We start from the raw sequence: 15,841 nt of genomic DNA, 5'->3' as shown, positions 1-15,841 counted from the left end.
AGCGGTGCGAGCCTCGGACGAGTCGTCAGACCCGGATCATCTGTGGAACCCCGGCAGTTGCGCCCCATTGGTAGGGCTTGCCCAACTGCTCGTCCGCGAACTCCAGCGCCACCCCGGCCGCGCCGGCCGCGACTGTCGCAATGCCACACACCAGGGAGTCCACCGAGTTGCCTGATTCGGCGAGAAGGTCAGCTGCAGGCTGTTCCCATTTCGCATAGGCCTCCGGGAACGCCGAGCGCTGGACCGCCTGAGCGGCCTCAGCCAGGGGCATCGCCTCCCAGCCTGCCAGCGCAAGCAGCCGCTCGTAGAACGCTTGTGCTGCGAACTCTGGGTTGGTCAGTTGCTCCCGGGTGCCCCAGCCCTGCGACGGGCGCTGCTGGAACAGCCCGACCGAGTCGCGGTCGCCGCCGAGGCGATTGACCAGCATCGACTCCTGCATCGCGGTAGCAAGCGCGATCCACTGTGCCCTTATGGGCGCTCCCAACTGTCGACCGACGTCGACGATGCTCTGAGCGTTAGCACGCTGGTCCGGTGACCACACCGCCAGCACGCCCGGTTGTTTTCTGCCGGGTCGCTTCGGCGGGGGCGCCGCGAGGGCCGCGACGCATCCTGCCCTGAAAGAGCCAAAGGCAGGCTCGGTGACCACGACTGCGCTGACTGCAGCAAGAAGCGCGACGGTCAAGACGACCAGCCCGCCAGCCACGCCACCAACGACGCGGCGCCGGGGCGGTGAGGGCGGCGCGCAGAGCAGCCCGGGCATCGGTCAGGCGTCCGAGAGTGGTTGCACGTCCGAGACGCGCCATGTTCCGCCGCCAACATCGACGAGCTCGATACGGATGCCCAGCGTGTCGAGTGGGACCGTCACGGTCGCGGAATCCGCCGATTGCGAGACGACCCGGGCCGGGCCGGCGACAGCGCGAGCAGGCACGTTGGCCGGGTTCACCTGAGTGAGAATGACGGAGCCGTACTCCTCGGTAGCCAACGGCTGCAGCTGCTTCAACCACTGGGACGACGGGGTGTCCGGCGACGCCCAGAGCTGCGCGAACTGCTCGGCGACGGCCCGCGGTGAGGAAGGCTCCGCCAGCGGGGCCATCGTGGCTGGCGGCGGGGCCTGGGTGCTCGGCGCCGGGACCGACGAGCTCGCAGCCGGCGTTGGCGCCGCGGCGGTCGTCAGGGAGTGCGGGACGTTCGCCGCGGCAGCCACTCGGGCCGCGACGACCACAACCACGAAGGCTCCAACGACCACCGTGTAGAAGCGACGCCGGCTGTGGAGCAGCCACCGCAAGATCGGCCTCCTCACCACTGCCGCGACCTCCGCACTTCAGGTCGCGGAGCGACGACTGCAGACGACGCCTCCGGTCGAATCGACCCACGAACACGCGCCGGAGGCCGGTAGAGCCCTGGGCCGCGGCGACGGGCTTGTTCGGCTGCTGCCCGTTCGGGTGCGGTGTGATCCACCCCGAGGCGTGCCGTAGCCGCCGTGCCGGACCTCGGGCCGAGGCGAGGGATCTGAGGGGCTCCCGGGGAGGACTGCGCGAAGTGCCCGTTGCCGGACCCACCCAAGGCCGGACGAGTCCCAGCCAGCAGCTCGGCGACGACGCCACGCAAGCTCGCGCCACCACCGCGACTGCCCCGTGGGCCGGGCCCGCTTTCGTAAGGCGGGGTACTCGGGCGCGCTCCGGGCTCGTCTCCAGGTCGGCGGTCGTCGGCCTTGTTCATCGGGCTCGCGCCCCCTCCGTTCGGTCGTGGTGTTCGCGGACCGCCGGTCGGACCACCGGTCGGCCCGTCCGGTCGGCGGCCTCCGCCGGCATCGCCGCCGGGACCACCTGGGCCCCCGGGACCGGGCGGTCCGCCGCGGCCAGTGGAGGGCCCGTTGCTTTCCGGGCCGCGACCTCCGCTGCCATTTCGCGCACGAAGAGCGCTGACAAGTTGTTCATGCTGACGGGCTCCGACGCTCGCCGCCTCCCTGTGGCGGGCCTCGGCCTTGAGCCATCGGCTGACCCGGCCTGCGCGACGGCTGACGTGGCCGGTCATGGCACGGGCCGAGGAAAAAATCCCTGTCAGGGCGACGATGGGTTTGAGAACCTTGTAGAGGATTGCCGCGCTCCCCCAGGAGACAAGGATCATGCTCGCGTCGGTCATGTCTCCGCGGCTGGCAATCGTCATCACGACGATGGAGTGGACGAGCACGCAGACGCTCGCCACGATCCCGCCGAAAACGACCGCACCGACGACCTTGACTGCCTTCTCCGGGGTGTCTGGATTGACAATTCCGAGCAACGCGACAAGTGGAGCGCCCGCCGGCAGGAACGCCAGGAAAAGGAACATCAGGTATTGGATGAGGAGCGCGAATATCTGCAAGACGGTTATGGGTGCGATCATCATCAAGGCGCCCGCGCCGGCCGCGGTTCGGGACTCGCCCTTCCCCTGGATGTTGGTGTACTCAGTGGGCGTGGTCCGGCTGTCAGCAGCGTCCATCCATCGCTGGCCCTTGTCCTTATAGAGCTGCTCCTGGTCGACCTTAGCGTCCAGGATCGACCACCATTCGTTGTAGTCCAGGGCCTGTGCCTGGTAGAGCTCCCAGGCGATCTCGTCGCGGCCGTACGAGCCGACCTCGCCGTTCTTCCAGGACCGATAGAGGATTTGCTGATAGACCGCATCCCGCATGGCGTACCTCGGCGTGGAGCCGTCCCGCGGCGGAAACGCCTTGGCGGCAACAGAGCTCTTGGCATCCTGGAGCGCCGACTTCAATGTCCCACTCAGCTCGCGCGACAATTGTGCGCCGGAGCCAAATGACAGCGCGGCGATGCCGACCGCGACGAGCACCAGGACCAGGCGGGTGAGGACCTCCCCGACGTCGCCGCGCCGACTGGCGATCATCATTACCGAGCCAGCCAGGACCAGCGCTGCTCCGGCCCACGGCGAGAAGATCGCGTTGTAAAGCGCTAGTCCGGTCTTGTCTGCGGCGTCGGTGACGTCCTCTTTTGTCTCGTCGCCGTAGACCAGATCCTCGAGCCCCTGCTGGGCGGCGAACAGCGCCTTGGCCGTCCAGAGGAAGAATCCGCCGAACATGGTGTCCACCGATGCGCCGGGGTCCCGGACGCTGCCGCCGCATCCGAGGTCGTAGGTGGACCACTGCAGGCCGGCGTAGCCGTACCAGGTGATCAGCTCGCCTTGAACCTTCGAACTGTCCGTCGGCAGCGGGCCGGAGATCACGTCGTGCAGGACCATCGGGTCGAGGGTGCTCAGGAAACCGCCGGCCGGGTCGCTCGGCATAGGCGGGCTCTTGCAGTCGTCGAACGGCGGAAACGCTGATGCTCCGGGCGCGGCGGAAACCAGCAGGACCGACACGAGCGTGACCAGGACGCCGAACCGGAGGAAGCGGCGAGACCGACGGCCGGGGCACGGCAGCGCGGCGGGAGCTTCTTTTCGACGGAACCGCAGACAGTCGTGCAGTCGAACTCGCGGGGGGACGGGTACGCGCCAGGTGCAGCGCCGCGTCCGGTGCGAGCACCGGTTGTTCATCGCTGCTCCCGCGAGCGAGCGGCGTTGGTGTCCAGCGCTTCGCGGAGCCCAGCAAGGTGGTGACCGCTGACATCGAGCCGAACGTCTTCGCAGTAGTCGCCCGAGCGCCAGATGAACTCGCGTGGTGCGTCGGCGGCCAGGCCGGAGCCGAGGACGCCGACGCCGCTGCTCAGCTCGCCCAGCCGGGGTTCATATCCGACGTCGACCGGGACGCGCAGCAGCCGCAGTGCGTCGCGCTGGGCCGCGGTGTCGGTGGTGCGACCTACGAATACATCGTGGCACAGCGAGGCGAGGCCGCTGTCGTCACCGCCGAGCCGGAGCACGTCGGAGGCGAGCTGGCCGGCGACGATGACCCGGGCCCGGTACTTGCGGTTGTCGCGGGAGAACTGGGTGATCAGCGTGCGCCCGGTGGCGGTCATTGACAGCCAGCGCAGCTCGTCGAGCCCGACCATCTTGGGTGCGGCCTTCGGCAGCTCGTAGACCCGCCGGTAGGCCAGCCAGGCCGCCAGGTGCATCAGTGGCAGCGACAGTTGCTCATCGAGTCCCCAGTCCTGCTGATCGACTCCTTCACGAGGAAGCATCAGGCCTTTGGTTGACAGCACCAGCAGCCGGTCGGTGTCGCTGGCCCACCGCTCCCCTGCTGGGCCGCCCAGCAGCAGTCGGGCCGGCCCCGAGGTGGACGGGATCGGGCCCAGCGATCCGGCCAGACGCTCGCCCTCGGCCCCGGCTGTGCGCAACGCGGAGATTACCTCGGCGAGGTCGTGGTCTGGGCCCGGCCCGACCCGGTCCACCGCCTGCAACAGGAGCTGCTGGACGCCGGCCTCGCGGCGGATCGACGCGGGCAGCAACTGCGTCACAACGCTGATCACCAGGGTGGAGCGCTGCGCCTGCGCCGCATCGAGATCCCGACCGAACACCTCGTCTCCCGCAGGCCCGGGTGGGTACTGCCGACGATTCGGGTCGGCGATCATCGCGTATGGATTGAGGGTTCCCGCCGGGGCGTCCATCAGCGACAGGCCGCGGGCGTAACCACGCAGCTCCGGCATCCCGGTGAGCTGAGTGAGTGGGCCGGACGGGTCGAGCAGGGTGACGTAGGCGCCGTGGGCGCGGACTACCTGCGCCGCCAAGGTGCCCATGAGGAAGGTCTTGCCCGAACCTAGCCCACCGACGACCGGGGTCAGCCCGGAGACCTGGCGGGTGTCCATGTCGTACCAGGGATCCCAGGGGATCACTCGGCCCGAGGTGCGGGCGTTGAACAGCAGCAGGCCATGGTCGTCGCCAATGATCTCGGTGGAGGTCGGGACGGCCATCGACACGTGCCGCAGGCTCATCCGGCGTCGATAGGCGGTGGTCGCCAGCGGTTCGCCCGGAATGAATTCGCGAGCCAGCGTGTACTGCGCCTCGGAGCGCTCGACGGCGATCTTCGGGTGGTAGAGGTGACGGATCAGATCGAAGGTCTCCATGGCCTCGTGTTCGGTGCGGCCGGGGATCGCCATGCGCCACCAGCCCTCACAGCGCGCAGAGAGCCCGGTGTGGTCGGTGTCGAGCTCGTCGCGCACCGCGGAGGCCAACTCGATTTGGCGGGCCAGGATGGGCGGGGCCTCGATGCCGTGGTCGTGCTCGTAGTGGCGTTGCTGAGCATCGACCCGGTCGGCGACGTGGCGCAGGCTGCGGCTGGCCTGTTCCTGTGGCAGCACCCGCATCCGTGCCGACCACTCCACTGGGACCGCTACGTTGTCCGGGACGGTCATCCAGGGCAGGTCCACGGCCGGGACGTCGACCTCGCCCATCCGACCAAGCGAAGCGATCAAGACGTGGCGGCTGTGTCGCTCGCCGCCGGCCGCGCCGGTGACGCGCAGGGTGGGGGCGTAGGGCTCGGCGGTCCACCGGGCGAGCTGGTCGACCGCAGCCAGGTCCTCGGTCTCCCACTGTGCGTGTGGGGCTGCCGGCATGACCGTCTCCGGCGGCAGGCCCAGCGCGCAGGACCGGTAGAGCAGGTGCAGCATCTGTCCGGCGGTGACCGGTTCCCCGCCCAGTGCGGAGGTCGCCATCAGCGAGTCGACCCGGCGGATCTCCTCGTCGAGCGCCGATAGCTCGGCGTCGACCCATCCGCCGGCCAAGCGACTGATCGTGGCGCTGCGGCTGCGGGCGAGCTGGTCGCCGATGCTGCCGAGCCGGCTTCGACCTCCCCGGATCTCGACGCCGAGGTAGACCTCCTTGACTGCCTTCGGCACAGCCAGAGCGCGCTCCTGCTCGGCGATCACGTGATCTTCCCAGCTCACGCCGTCGGGTTGGTCGGGGAGCGGCATCGCCCATTTGTCGTGCGCGCGTGCCCACTCCGCCGCCGGGTAAGGCCGCCAGGTCACCCGCCAGTGCAGCCAACGGCCCGGCAGCGCAGCCAGGGCCAGGCCGACCGCGGCCATCAGGGCCTCCCGCTCGTGGTCGGCTCGCATCGACCAGGGGCGGGGCGCCAGGGCGTACCAGGCCATCGTCCCGGAGTCGGTGCGGGTGAGGTGGCCGCTGATCCCGCGAAGCGCGAGGCGGGGGCGGTACTCCTTGGCCCGCGGTGGCCCGCCGAGCTGGTGCGCGTCGGTCCAGCGGGCCGCACGACGCGCGGCTCGGCGCTCGCTGCGGGAGGGCCGGTGGGTTGCAGCCCTCCCGGCTCCGCGGTTGAAGGACACGCCCGCAGGGGAAGGGGGGTCGGGAGCCAGCTGGAACGGGAAGCTCGAGCTGAGCGGCGCCTGCCTGGTGCGGCGCGGAGCGGTGTTGTCCCAGGTCATCGGCGAACCTCCCGCGGGCGGGGACGGGTTGGGGAGACGAGCACGTGGCGCGGATCTGAGACCGAGACGACGGTGTCACTCTCCGGGCGAGGAGCGCGCAGCTCGGCGGCGAACATGCGCAGAACCGCGACCGTCGGCCGGTCGGGAGTGATCACACGCATCGTGTACTGGGTCGCGACCACGGCGGCGACCACGACGATCACGTAGCCGAGGAAGCCGTCGAACAGTCCGAGCTGCGCGCGGATGATCAAGAAGACGAAGCCGTAGGCCAGCCAGAGCCCGTAAGCGGAGTACCGCGCCTGCCACATTAGGGTGCGCCCGGGCGGGCCCAGGTAGCGGTTCTGGAGCGAGTACAGCTCGTCGTCGGAGCGCGAGCGCATCGGCTCAGGACCCAGTGAATAGGCCCGCGACGAACTTCGCCACGTTCTCGGAGGCGCCGGGGATCAGTCCGATGCCGATGACGATGAACGCCAGGACGACGCCGATCAGCATCGAGGCAATCTTGCCAATGTCCTGCTTGGCCGCGGCCATCATCGCGACGAGGCCGATCCCGACGGCTGCTAGGGGGATCGCGTTCTTCGCCAACCACCCGGTCGCGCCCTCGGTCGACAGTTGCGCGAAGTAGTAGCTAGTCATCGCAAGCGAGTCCCTTCATAGGCGTTACGGCCCGCGGCGGCGAGCCATTCGAACTCGGAGGTGCTACTCGGGGTCGCGAGGAGGCTCACCACCCCCTCGAGCAGCAGCCGCCTGGTTGGGCTGACGTCGCCATTACGTCCCACCGCAGGTTTGGGCCGTTCGGGTCCCCCAGCCAGCCGACCTGCAGGAAGTCAGCTAAATCCAGCGCATAGAAATATGCTGGCACTGACCGACCTTGTCAACCTCAGGTCTGGCAAACACTTGACGTCCCAGCCTCAGCGGAACCGTTCACCCATCTGGCCTGCGCCCGCCGCCAACCTGGCAGCTCTCCGCTACCAGGTCTCCGGAGAGCACCCGCTCGGAGCAGCAGAATGGGCCATGGTTGAGTTGGTGGCCGGACGGTTGACGCGCTTGACTGATACCGCTTGGCAGGCGAACGAGGGGGGCTGTGTCATGACCAGCCACGAGGAGCTGGCGGGAAAATCGCTAGCGGAGCGGATCGACCACTTGATCCAGACGGTGCACCCTGCCGACCGGGGGCCGTACACGCTGGAGGAGATTTCCGACGGCATCCGTGCGCAGGGTGGGCCCTCGATCTCGGCTGCCTACCTCAACCAGCTCCACCGGGGAAAGCGCGACAACCCGACGAAGCTGAACCTCGAGGCCATCGCCCGGTTCTTCGGGGTTCCTGTGGCCTACTTCTTCGATGACACCGAGGCCCGGGCCGTCGACGAGGAGATCGCGCTACTGCAGGCGATCCGCGACCAGGGGATCAAGGACATCGCCCTGCGCACACTCGACCTGAGCCCCGAGACCCGCCAGTCCATCGTGCGGATCATCCAGGAGATGAGTGACCTGGAGCAGCGGACCGGCCAGCAGGGCCGACGACGGCGCCGGCGCGACTCCGGCGAGGGGTGATCGGGGATAACCCGGCGGGCCGGTCAGGCGCCGGCGAACCCGAGACGGGGTCGCCTGCTTGACGGCCGGCCGAGCCGCCGCAGCTCTCGGGAAAGCTTGACCAGCTCTCCCACGTCCTCCTCGACGCTGTCGCCGACCGGCTCCGCCAGGATCATCTGCGCCGGAGCCGGCCGTTCCCGTGTCCCAGTGCCCACCAGATCGCTGATCTGCTGGGCGAGCTCGGGTGCCGGAAGGCCCTCAGTGGAGAGGCGCGGACTCAGACAGACCAGGCCGTCACGGCACTCGATGAGCCGTCGGTAGTAGCGCAGTCGCATGTAGCGGAAGTGCAACAGCTCCCGCACGAGCGGCACGGGTGCGAACAGAGCGATGGTCGGGAACGCTTTGCAGACGGTGAACCACAGCGGTCGGAGCTGGTGGTACCTACGTCGCGCCTCCAGCCACAGGTGCGCCTTGAGCATCCCCGTCCGGGCTCCGGGGTAGGCGATGCCGATGAAGAACACCGCGATGCCGCCCGCCAGGAGCGGTGTCGTCCACACCTCGGTCCGCAGCATCTCAGTGGGCTGCCCAGCGAGGTGGCCGGAGGTGGCGATGACCCTCGGGAGGTGCGTACCGGCGAAGCAGATCGCCAGCCCCGCCGCGGCGACGCGCAGGCTCAGCCTCGCCCGGGAGCGAGTCTGACGAGCCGCCTGCCAGGCGAGCACAGCACCTCGAGCGGTCGCGTAAGCCATGTAAGCGTTGCCGACCAGGTAGAACCACACTGCGCCAGCGTCGCCCGTCGCGATCTCGTAGCTCACGCCACGGTGCTCAGGCGAGGTGGCGACGAACGTGACGACCAGGCCAACACTGGCGGCTGCGCCGAGCAGGACCTCGCCGCGTGCACGTCGCGCCGCCCGGTACGGGGACACCGAGGCCTGCAAGACGATCAGCAGCAGGGCGAAGAAGAACGTCAGAACCACGTTCTGGACCAGCTTAGGCAGGTAGGGGCCCAGAATGTTGATCGGTAGACTCGTGGCGAGCTGCGCGCTCAAGGCGATGAACACGAAGACTGTGCAGGCCGTGACGGCGCGCAGATAGCGGTCGTCGGGCACGCGTATGACCTGCGAGATCTTCCAGACGGTGGCGATCGTGGTGACCACCCACATCACGATGCTGGAAACGGTCACAACCACCCCTGATGATCGTCGAATGCGGCGTCGACTCGCCGAGCGATGGCCGTGCGCCTGCCCCCGTACTCCAGGCGGTCGAGCAGCGTGGCCCATTCCTTGATCACCGTGGCGACCATCTCGGCCTCCCGCTCGATGGCTTGGTCGTAGCCCTCGCGTCGGAGTCCCTTGCGCAGACTGTCAGGCGGTAGGCGGGACATCAGCTGAGCCATCATCGGCAGGTCACCGCCGTTCCCGCCGTGGCCGCTGATGATGTGCCCGATCTCGTGCAGGATGATGTGATCTTGGTGCACGGTCGTGGTGTCGCGCTGGTAGATGATGTAGTCCGACGACTCTCCTTCGAGCCAGAAGCCGAACACCCCTGGTGCGGGCAAGGGGTAGTCGAACAACTGGATCGGCTTGCCCCGCAGCTCGCCGAGCCGGTCGCACAGCTCGAACACATCGAGCGGGGGTTGAATGTCCAGCTCTCGAAGGATCTTCCGGACTCCGCGGCGTAGGTGCAGGTCATTTCGCCAGCCCCGGGCGTCCCTGCTGCGGCGAGCCACTACAGCAGTCCCGTGTCGATGAATTCACCGATGAGCGCGGCAGCACCGCGCGGGTGGCTCGCAAGCCCGTTGTGGCCTCCGGGCAGTTCGAGGAGCTGACGGCCCAGCATCTCGGCAAGCGCGGCCGCACATCGGTACTCCCACCGCCCGCGGGACCGGACTCCCCCGGTGAGGCACACACGCTCGCCGCTCGCGGCCTCAGCTACGGCCTCGGGGCGCAGCGTGCTGGCTCGCACGGCCGCGAAGTCGTGGGCGAAGAAGTATGCCAGGTTTTCAAGCAGGTTCGGGGGCGCGGAGGGCTGCGCACCTGGCTCCGCGTCGGGCTCGGGCTCGGTCAGCCGGCCCATGTCACCTATTGCGCCGAGCAGGTCGCCGGTTGCCGCCCTTGCCGCTATCTGGTCCAGCCCGTCCTCCCTCATCGGATCGCGCACGAGGCTGGGCAGTGGAGGCTCGTGGGCCAGTAGCCCCGTCACCGCGTCCGGCGTCCTAACCAGCAGGTGCAGGCCGATGACGGCGCCGAGGCTCGCGCCGACGACGCGCGCGGGGCCGACGTCGAGCGCGGACAGCAGGGCGGCAGCGTCGTCCGCGTGCTGCTCCAGCACTGCACCCTGACGCGGCGGACCGGGCGTCGAGCTGCGGGAAAGACCGCGTCGGTCGTACGTGATGACCGTGAACCTCGGGGCCAGCAGCTCGACGAGCTGGGCGGTGCCACCAGCGTCGCTCACGCCGCCCTGGATCACGAGCAGCGCCGGACCCGAGCCGGTGGTCTCGTAGTGCAGCGGGGTGCCCTCGACCACCACGGCCTCTCTCCGATTCAACACGCTCTGGTAACCCCTCTCACCGCTGACCAGCCTTTCGATCAGCCGACCGCTCCGAATCGGACGCTACCTCTCCGCGTCCGATTGATCACGTCACGTCATGCCCGCGGGGAGAAGGACAACCCTCCTCGACCACGGGGCAGGATCGCAGGGCCCTTGTGCAGCGCGCGGTGTCCAACCTGCCCTGCTCAGCCACCGCGCTTCCGCTGGTCGCCGCCCGGGCGGCGTGGCGCTATCGCTGGCTAATTTACACATCTTGCTCTTTGCTGGTATAACTGCACCTGCTCGGCGGATAGCTAGCTATGTGACTCGCCGCCGTATTGCTTCCGCCAAGCCCCTGCACGCCCACCGCCGAGGGGAGCCGTCGCCATGATCACTCCATCCGACGCCGCAGCTCATGAGGGCCCCTGATGCGCCTTCGACGCGCTCGGCGGAGCACCGAACCGCCCGTACATCGGCTCGCCGAGCATCAGCGAGCCCTGACGAGCGGTGCCGTCATTTACCGACCGCAGCGTCGCGCGCAGCTCGCCTTGCCCGCGGCGTCCACAGCAGAAGGTCAGCAGCTTGATCGGGGGACGGCCGCAACGCTGCCGCCGGCCGCGCGACTGTTGCCTCCAGAGACACTCGCTGAGATCACAGCTCCCCTGCAGCTGATCACTGAGCCACGCGCGTGCAACTCACGGGACGAGGGGCAACATCCGAGGACGGCATGCCCGCCGGGGACGGAATCCCGGTTCCACTGGCCGCCTCAACCTCGACCGCAGACGCGAGCGGTCAGCACCGGCGGCCGACACGCAAAACCCGAGCCTGAGCCCGAGCCACACGAGCAACCTATCGAGGACAGTGAGGCAGCCGCTCTGGCGTGGGCCTTCGCCCTTGACCTCGAGAGCTGGGACGAGGAGCACCCGCAGCGGCGCAACGCGGTGCTCGCGCGCTACCTGCCCCACGTCAAGACCGAGCATCTCGGTTGGGACGGCACCGGCCGGCAGCGTGCGGAGACCGCGACAGCGGGCCGGGTCATACGCGTCGACGACACGCATGTGACCGTTGATGTGCGGGTGCGAGTCACTCCCTACACGCGGGTACAGCAGGTCGTCTGGCCGCTGCACCCAGCTCCGGACCACGAACCAGATGGACGCGCCGTCCCCGCCGCGGCCCCGAGCCCAACCGCGCCCGGCTGGGCCGCGTGTGACTCGGAGTGGAAGCGGTTGCGCATTCCGATTACTCGAAACCGCTACGGCGGGCTCACCGTCGACCTGAGCCAGGACCTCAACGACGACGGCGATACCCATCACGGAGCCGTGCACAGCCAAACCCGACGGGGCGCCTGCTGACGCGTCGTCAGGCCCGATCCCCACTCACGGAGGTCAACCCGATGCCCAGACACTCAAGCGATCAGGGACCCAAGCGATGGCACTGACCGTAACCGCGGTCGCCGCGGCTGCCGCCTTGTCCGTCGCAGCAGCATCATTCCCTGCAACCACGGCCGGAGCTGCAAACGGCACAGAGGACTGCTCCTGGCGGCTGGCGGCCAAGGTGCTCTACCAAGAACTGAGCATCGAGACGAGCAACCGAGCGCAGAACCTGCGTCAGATCCTGGCGGATGCTGGCGCCAGCGACCCCGCTTTCGTGCCCGCCGACTGCACGGGTAGGACCGATACGTCCGGAACCAGGGATATCGGAGGTTCGGAGAACAGCTCGACCGGGACGAGCGGCGGTGGCTCGTCCCGGTCAGGCGCCTTACCTGGGACCACTCCCACCGGTGGCACTGGCAGCGCCAGCAGAGATGGCAACTGTTCGACAACCGCCGCAGAGAAGTTCGGGTGGGGCATGCCGAACCGCTCGGACGACTTCGATTCCGAGTCCTCCAAAGGCGACTGGGGTCTCTATGACGGGCAGGGCCACGCTGGCAACGGCACGCGCTCCCCGACGGCGATCTCCGTACTCAACGGCCTCCTCACCATCACCGGCGACACCTCCGGGCAGAGCGGCGGCATGGCCTGGAACCCGGGGCAGAAGTATGGCCGCTGGGAGGGGTGCGTGCGCTCCCCCGCTGGTTCCAATGATCTGCACAGCCTGCTGCTGCTCTGGCCGGACGCGGAGAACTGGCCCAAGGGCGGCGAGGTCGACTTCATGGAGATCTCCGACCCGGCCCGCCAGTCCATCGACGGGTTCCTGCACTACGGCGCCGACAACTCCCAGGAGAAGGCGTCAGTCGACGTCGACGCGAGCCAGTGGCACGCCTTCGCTGTCGAGTGGACCGCCGACCACATCGCCTACTACGTCGACGGCAAGCAGTGGTTCGAGACCACCGACAAGTCCCACCTACCGCCCGGACCAATGCACTTGACCATCCAGCTCGACAACTTCGGCCACCCGGACAGAGAGACCCAGGAGCATGTCGACTGGGTCCGCCAGTTCTCCGCAGACGGGTCCACTACCCCCTCCGACGCCTTCAGCGGTGGCTCCGATGCGTCCCGCAGCTCGCGGACGGGCCATAGCGACTCACGGCGCGACCGCACCCGCCGCAGTGGTTCTGACGGTGGCCGCTCGGACTCCCACTCCAGCTCTTCGGACAGCTGACCTCTGACCCACGTCGCACCTCGCGATCAACCGAGGAGACTCTGATGCCTGCCTTGATCACCATCGCCGCGGCAGCGCTGACCGCGGCGCTGGCCGTCGGCCCAACTGTCACCGCAAACGAGGGGCGCCCGAGCGAAGGCGCCACGTCGACCTGTACACAATCGAGAAGCAAGACCGACAGCGACGGGGGCTGGCAGCCTACCCCCGAGCAGCTCCAACGGGCGGCCGAGCTGATCCAGCAGGCTCGCGAGCTCGTCACCGCACTCAGCGGGATCAGCGATGGCGCACAGGCAGCGGCGCTCGATCAGGTCCTGCGCAGCTCCGGGATTACGCCGGCCATCGCCTCTGGCTGGCGCCAGACCCGCGCACGACACCTCCGACGTCCTGCTCCGCAGCACGGCCACACCGGGGAGTGGGCCAGCTATCGTGCTCGCCAGGGCCGGCTATGGTCCGACTCCCGCAGACCTGCAGAGGGCTCCGGTCGTTCAAGGAACGCCGGCTCCGAAGCAGGCCGCGCATGAAGCCGGGCCGATGGTCGCGGCCCCCTATACCGCGGGCAGCGGATCCGTCAGCACCGCCGAAGCGTCAGGCCAGGCAGCACGCCCAAGCGCAATGGCCGCCCTGCTCGGAAGCGGCGCAGGCGGACGGGCGCTCCTCCCCGTCGTCGACAGCGATGACTCCTCGACCTTGCGAGGCACGCAGGTATGTGGCCTCGGGAGCTCGACGGGTGCAAGTGACATCCAGGCCCAACTCCAGAAGCTCGCCGACGAGCTGAATCAAGCAGCGCCGAGCGACATGGAGGCACAGCAGCTTCTTGACGGTTTGGGGGCCGAGGATGCCGGTACCTCCAGCCCGCGGCGAGAAGGGCCAGCGCATCCCAGCAGGAGCGGCAAGGTCACGGCACCCGAGCAGCCGGGGAACAACACCGCGGCCGGCACCAGCGGCTCTGCCGTCGGAAACCCGGACGCCAGTTCCAACAGGACCAGCCATGCCGGGGGGACCTGGGAGGACAAGGAGAAGGCCCTCGTCGACCAGCTCTCCGCCACCACCGACGACCCCAAGGCCCAGGACCTCGCCGAGAAGATTCACAACCTTGAAGCCGGGGATGCCCCGACGAACGAGCCACAAGGCGGTGAGAGTCGAGACAGCACCGCTGGAGACCAGGGCGACCACCAGCAGGACCAGCAACCAGCGGCTGTACCGGCCGAGGATGCGACGTGGAAAGCCTCGCGAAATGCGAACCGGGGGGAACTGGTCAACCAACACTGGGACCGGCCGCCAAGGCGGACTACAATTCGACTCCGCAACTTGGGCCGCCTATGGCGGCGACAAGTTCGCGTCGTCCGCCGACCAGGCTACGAAGGAACAGCAGATCGCGGTAGCGGAGAGAGTGCGATCTGATCGCGGCGGCTACAGCGCCTGGCCGGCCTGCGCCGACCAACTAGGGCTACCGAAATAGAGCACTCCACTTTTTCATTTCTCGAAAACCATCAGGGGTCACCGATGAGCACGACGAACAACATGTTTCAGCAGGGCTGGGACGAAGAGGGCACTCCTCCCCCGCCCCCGGTCCAGCCACGGTCGCGACCGATCGCGGCTCCGCAGCCGACGAACGGCCTGCCCACGGGAGGAGGACGCCCTGTGCTGTCCCTCACCTGGCCCCCTGCTGAGGACGTCGATGAGCACGGGGAAGACGAGCGAGACGAACTCAGCACAGCCGACGCCGCACAGGACGGCCTCGTCAGCCGGAGCAAGCGCTCAGGGAAGGACAGCCACCACGAGGCCCTGGCGTCGGACCCAGACCTCGAGGAAGCGCCGCCAGCCAAGGCGCAGCCCGCCGCCCGCTCTGAACGGCGGCCCTCGACGGGCCTACAACCCGACCAGCTTGTAGATCGTATACAAGCGGCCGGTGGCCCGCGTGGGCGGTACCTGACCTCAAAGGAGCTCAATCACGACACCCTGACACGACACCGCGCCGATGTTCCGCGACACGGCTGGCGGTGCGCCCTCTACCGAGCCTCCGGCGGCCTGATCAACCCCGGAATCGGAGACGCCGAGCGTGCTCGCCAGCAGCTCCGGGCACGGGTTATGCACCCACTGCACGAGCCGTATCGGGTGGCGGTCAGCAGCACCAAAGGCGGCGTCGGCAAGACCACAGTGACCGCATGCATCGGCTTTGCAATGGCGGAGATTCGAGGCGATCAGGTGAGCGTAATCGACGCGAACCCGGATGCTGGCACGCTCGCCGATCGTCTTACGGGGAACACGAGCGTCACGATCCGGCACCTGCTCCGCGATCTAGGCAGCATCGACACCCTGACGGAGATCACTTCGTATATGAGCCTCGCTGGCCGACTCAAAGTGCTGGCCTCGGATCAGGATCCGGCCGTCAGCGAGGCTCTGACCGCGAAGGAGTACGAAAAGGTCACCACACTTCTGTCCAAGTATTTCAACCTCGTTCTGACCGACTGCGGCACCGGCATCTCGCATCGGACGATGGGGCCGACGCTGCGAATGGCGAACACCGTGGTCGTGGTCGGCAGCCCTACGGTCGACGGAGCCAGCCGCGCCGGCCACACCCTCGACTGGCTCGAAAGCCACGGCCACGAGGACAAGGCGCGCAACGCGGTAGTGGTCCTGAACTGCAAGGACGGCTCGACCGACGTCGACACCGACCGGATCGCCCGATACTTCCGCACACGTGTCCGCGCGGTTGTGAGCCTGCCGCGCGACCCACACCTTGCCGCAGGCGGTCGGATCGAGTTCCACCGGCTCCGGCTCCGAACCAAGGACGCTCTTACTGAGATCGCGGCGCACATCGCCGACCAGTTCCCGGATCGTCGTCTGGACTGAGTCGCAGTCTCGCAGCTGGG

15 protein-coding genes are annotated in these 15,841 nt (G+C 68.4%); 6 read left to right on the top strand and 9 right to left on the bottom strand.

Annotation, left to right across the window (positions count from 1 at the left end):
• Positions 1-25 precede the first annotated feature (25 nt).
• The 6 genes from LWC33_RS29270 to LWC33_RS29245 form a co-directional block, all read right to left on the bottom strand.
• The gene (locus LWC33_RS29270) at positions 26-703 is read right to left on the bottom strand and encodes a hypothetical protein (RefSeq protein WP_233307923.1); all 678 of its coding nucleotides are present in this window, start codon (positions 701-703) and stop codon (positions 26-28) included.
• A gap of 60 nt (positions 704-763) precedes the next feature.
• The gene (locus tag LWC33_RS29265) at positions 764-1,285 is read right to left on the bottom strand and encodes a hypothetical protein (RefSeq protein ID WP_233307922.1); all 522 of its coding nucleotides are present in this window, start codon (positions 1,283-1,285) and stop codon (positions 764-766) included.
• An 11-nt stretch (positions 1,286-1,296) separates the two neighbouring features.
• Complete coding sequence (locus LWC33_RS29260) at positions 1,297-3,351, bottom strand: hypothetical protein (protein ID WP_233307921.1); 2,055 nt, start codon at positions 3,349-3,351, stop codon at positions 1,297-1,299.
• A gap of 170 nt (positions 3,352-3,521) precedes the next feature.
• Positions 3,522-6,305: an ATP-binding protein gene (locus LWC33_RS29255; protein ID WP_233307920.1), complete on the bottom strand. Its 2,784-nt coding sequence runs from the start codon at positions 6,303-6,305 to the stop codon at positions 3,522-3,524.
• Positions 6,302-6,685, bottom strand: a complete 384-nt coding sequence (locus tag LWC33_RS29250) for a hypothetical protein (protein WP_233307919.1) — start codon at positions 6,683-6,685, stop codon at positions 6,302-6,304. Before LWC33_RS29250 ends, LWC33_RS29255 begins: the two co-directional genes overlap by 4 nt.
• A 4-nt stretch (positions 6,686-6,689) precedes the next feature.
• On the bottom strand, positions 6,690-6,941 hold the full coding sequence (locus LWC33_RS29245; protein WP_233307918.1) for a hypothetical protein: 252 nt from the start codon (positions 6,939-6,941) through the stop codon (positions 6,690-6,692).
• Between the two features lie 378 nt (positions 6,942-7,319).
• Here LWC33_RS29245 and LWC33_RS29240 point away from each other — a divergent pair, with 378 nt between their 5' ends.
• The gene (locus tag LWC33_RS29240; RefSeq protein WP_233307917.1) at positions 7,320-7,859 is read left to right on the top strand and encodes a helix-turn-helix domain-containing protein; all 540 of its coding nucleotides are present in this window, start codon (positions 7,320-7,322) and stop codon (positions 7,857-7,859) included.
• 23 nt (positions 7,860-7,882) lie between these two features.
• Here the strand turns inward: LWC33_RS29240 and LWC33_RS29235 are convergent, their stop codons facing one another.
• Genes LWC33_RS29235 through LWC33_RS29225 form a run of 3 tightly spaced genes read right to left on the bottom strand, consistent with a single transcriptional unit; the run spans position 7,883 to position 10,367 of the window.
• Entirely contained in the window at positions 7,883-9,001 is a 1,119-nt protein-coding gene (locus tag LWC33_RS29235; RefSeq protein ID WP_372476716.1) for an MAB_1171c family putative transporter, read from the bottom strand.
• Between the two features lie 17 nt (positions 9,002-9,018).
• Positions 9,019-9,567 carry a hypothetical protein gene (locus LWC33_RS29230; protein WP_233307915.1) on the bottom strand — a complete coding sequence of 183 codons (549 nt, stop codon included), beginning with the start codon at positions 9,565-9,567 and terminating at the stop codon, positions 9,019-9,021.
• On the bottom strand, positions 9,567-10,367 hold the full coding sequence (locus LWC33_RS29225; RefSeq protein WP_233307914.1) for an alpha/beta fold hydrolase: 801 nt from the start codon (positions 10,365-10,367) through the stop codon (positions 9,567-9,569). Before LWC33_RS29225 ends, LWC33_RS29230 begins: the two co-directional genes overlap by 1 nt.
• A gap of 941 nt (positions 10,368-11,308) precedes the next feature.
• Between LWC33_RS29225 and LWC33_RS29220 the strand changes: the two genes are divergently transcribed.
• The 5 genes from LWC33_RS29220 (at position 11,309) to LWC33_RS29200 (ending at position 15,821) form a co-directional block, all read left to right on the top strand.
• Positions 11,309-11,719, top strand: coding sequence for a hypothetical protein (locus tag LWC33_RS29220; protein WP_233307913.1), 411 nt, complete (start codon positions 11,309-11,311; stop codon positions 11,717-11,719).
• Positions 11,720-11,795: 76 nt separating this feature from the next.
• On the top strand, positions 11,796-12,968 hold the full coding sequence (locus LWC33_RS29215) for a glycoside hydrolase family 16 protein (RefSeq protein WP_233307912.1): 1,173 nt from the start codon (positions 11,796-11,798) through the stop codon (positions 12,966-12,968).
• A 44-nt stretch (positions 12,969-13,012) separates the two neighbouring features.
• The gene (locus LWC33_RS29210) at positions 13,013-13,489 is read left to right on the top strand and encodes a hypothetical protein (RefSeq protein WP_233307911.1); all 477 of its coding nucleotides are present in this window, start codon (positions 13,013-13,015) and stop codon (positions 13,487-13,489) included.
• Between the two features lie 314 nt (positions 13,490-13,803).
• A complete protein-coding gene (locus tag LWC33_RS36305; protein ID WP_308191023.1) occupies positions 13,804-14,427 on the top strand; it encodes a transglycosylase family protein in 624 nt (207 codons plus the stop codon).
• A 182-nt stretch (positions 14,428-14,609) separates the two neighbouring features.
• Positions 14,610-15,821 carry a MinD/ParA family ATP-binding protein gene (locus LWC33_RS29200; protein ID WP_233307910.1) on the top strand — a complete coding sequence of 404 codons (1,212 nt, stop codon included), beginning with the start codon at positions 14,610-14,612 and terminating at the stop codon, positions 15,819-15,821.
• Positions 15,822-15,841: the final 20 nt, after the last annotated feature.

The organism is Pseudonocardia terrae, assembly GCF_021343995.1.
In the GTDB taxonomy this organism is placed as follows: domain Bacteria; phylum Actinomycetota; class Actinomycetes; order Mycobacteriales; family Pseudonocardiaceae; genus Pseudonocardia; species Pseudonocardia terrae.
This window is presented reverse-complemented; position numbering and strand designations above follow the sequence as displayed.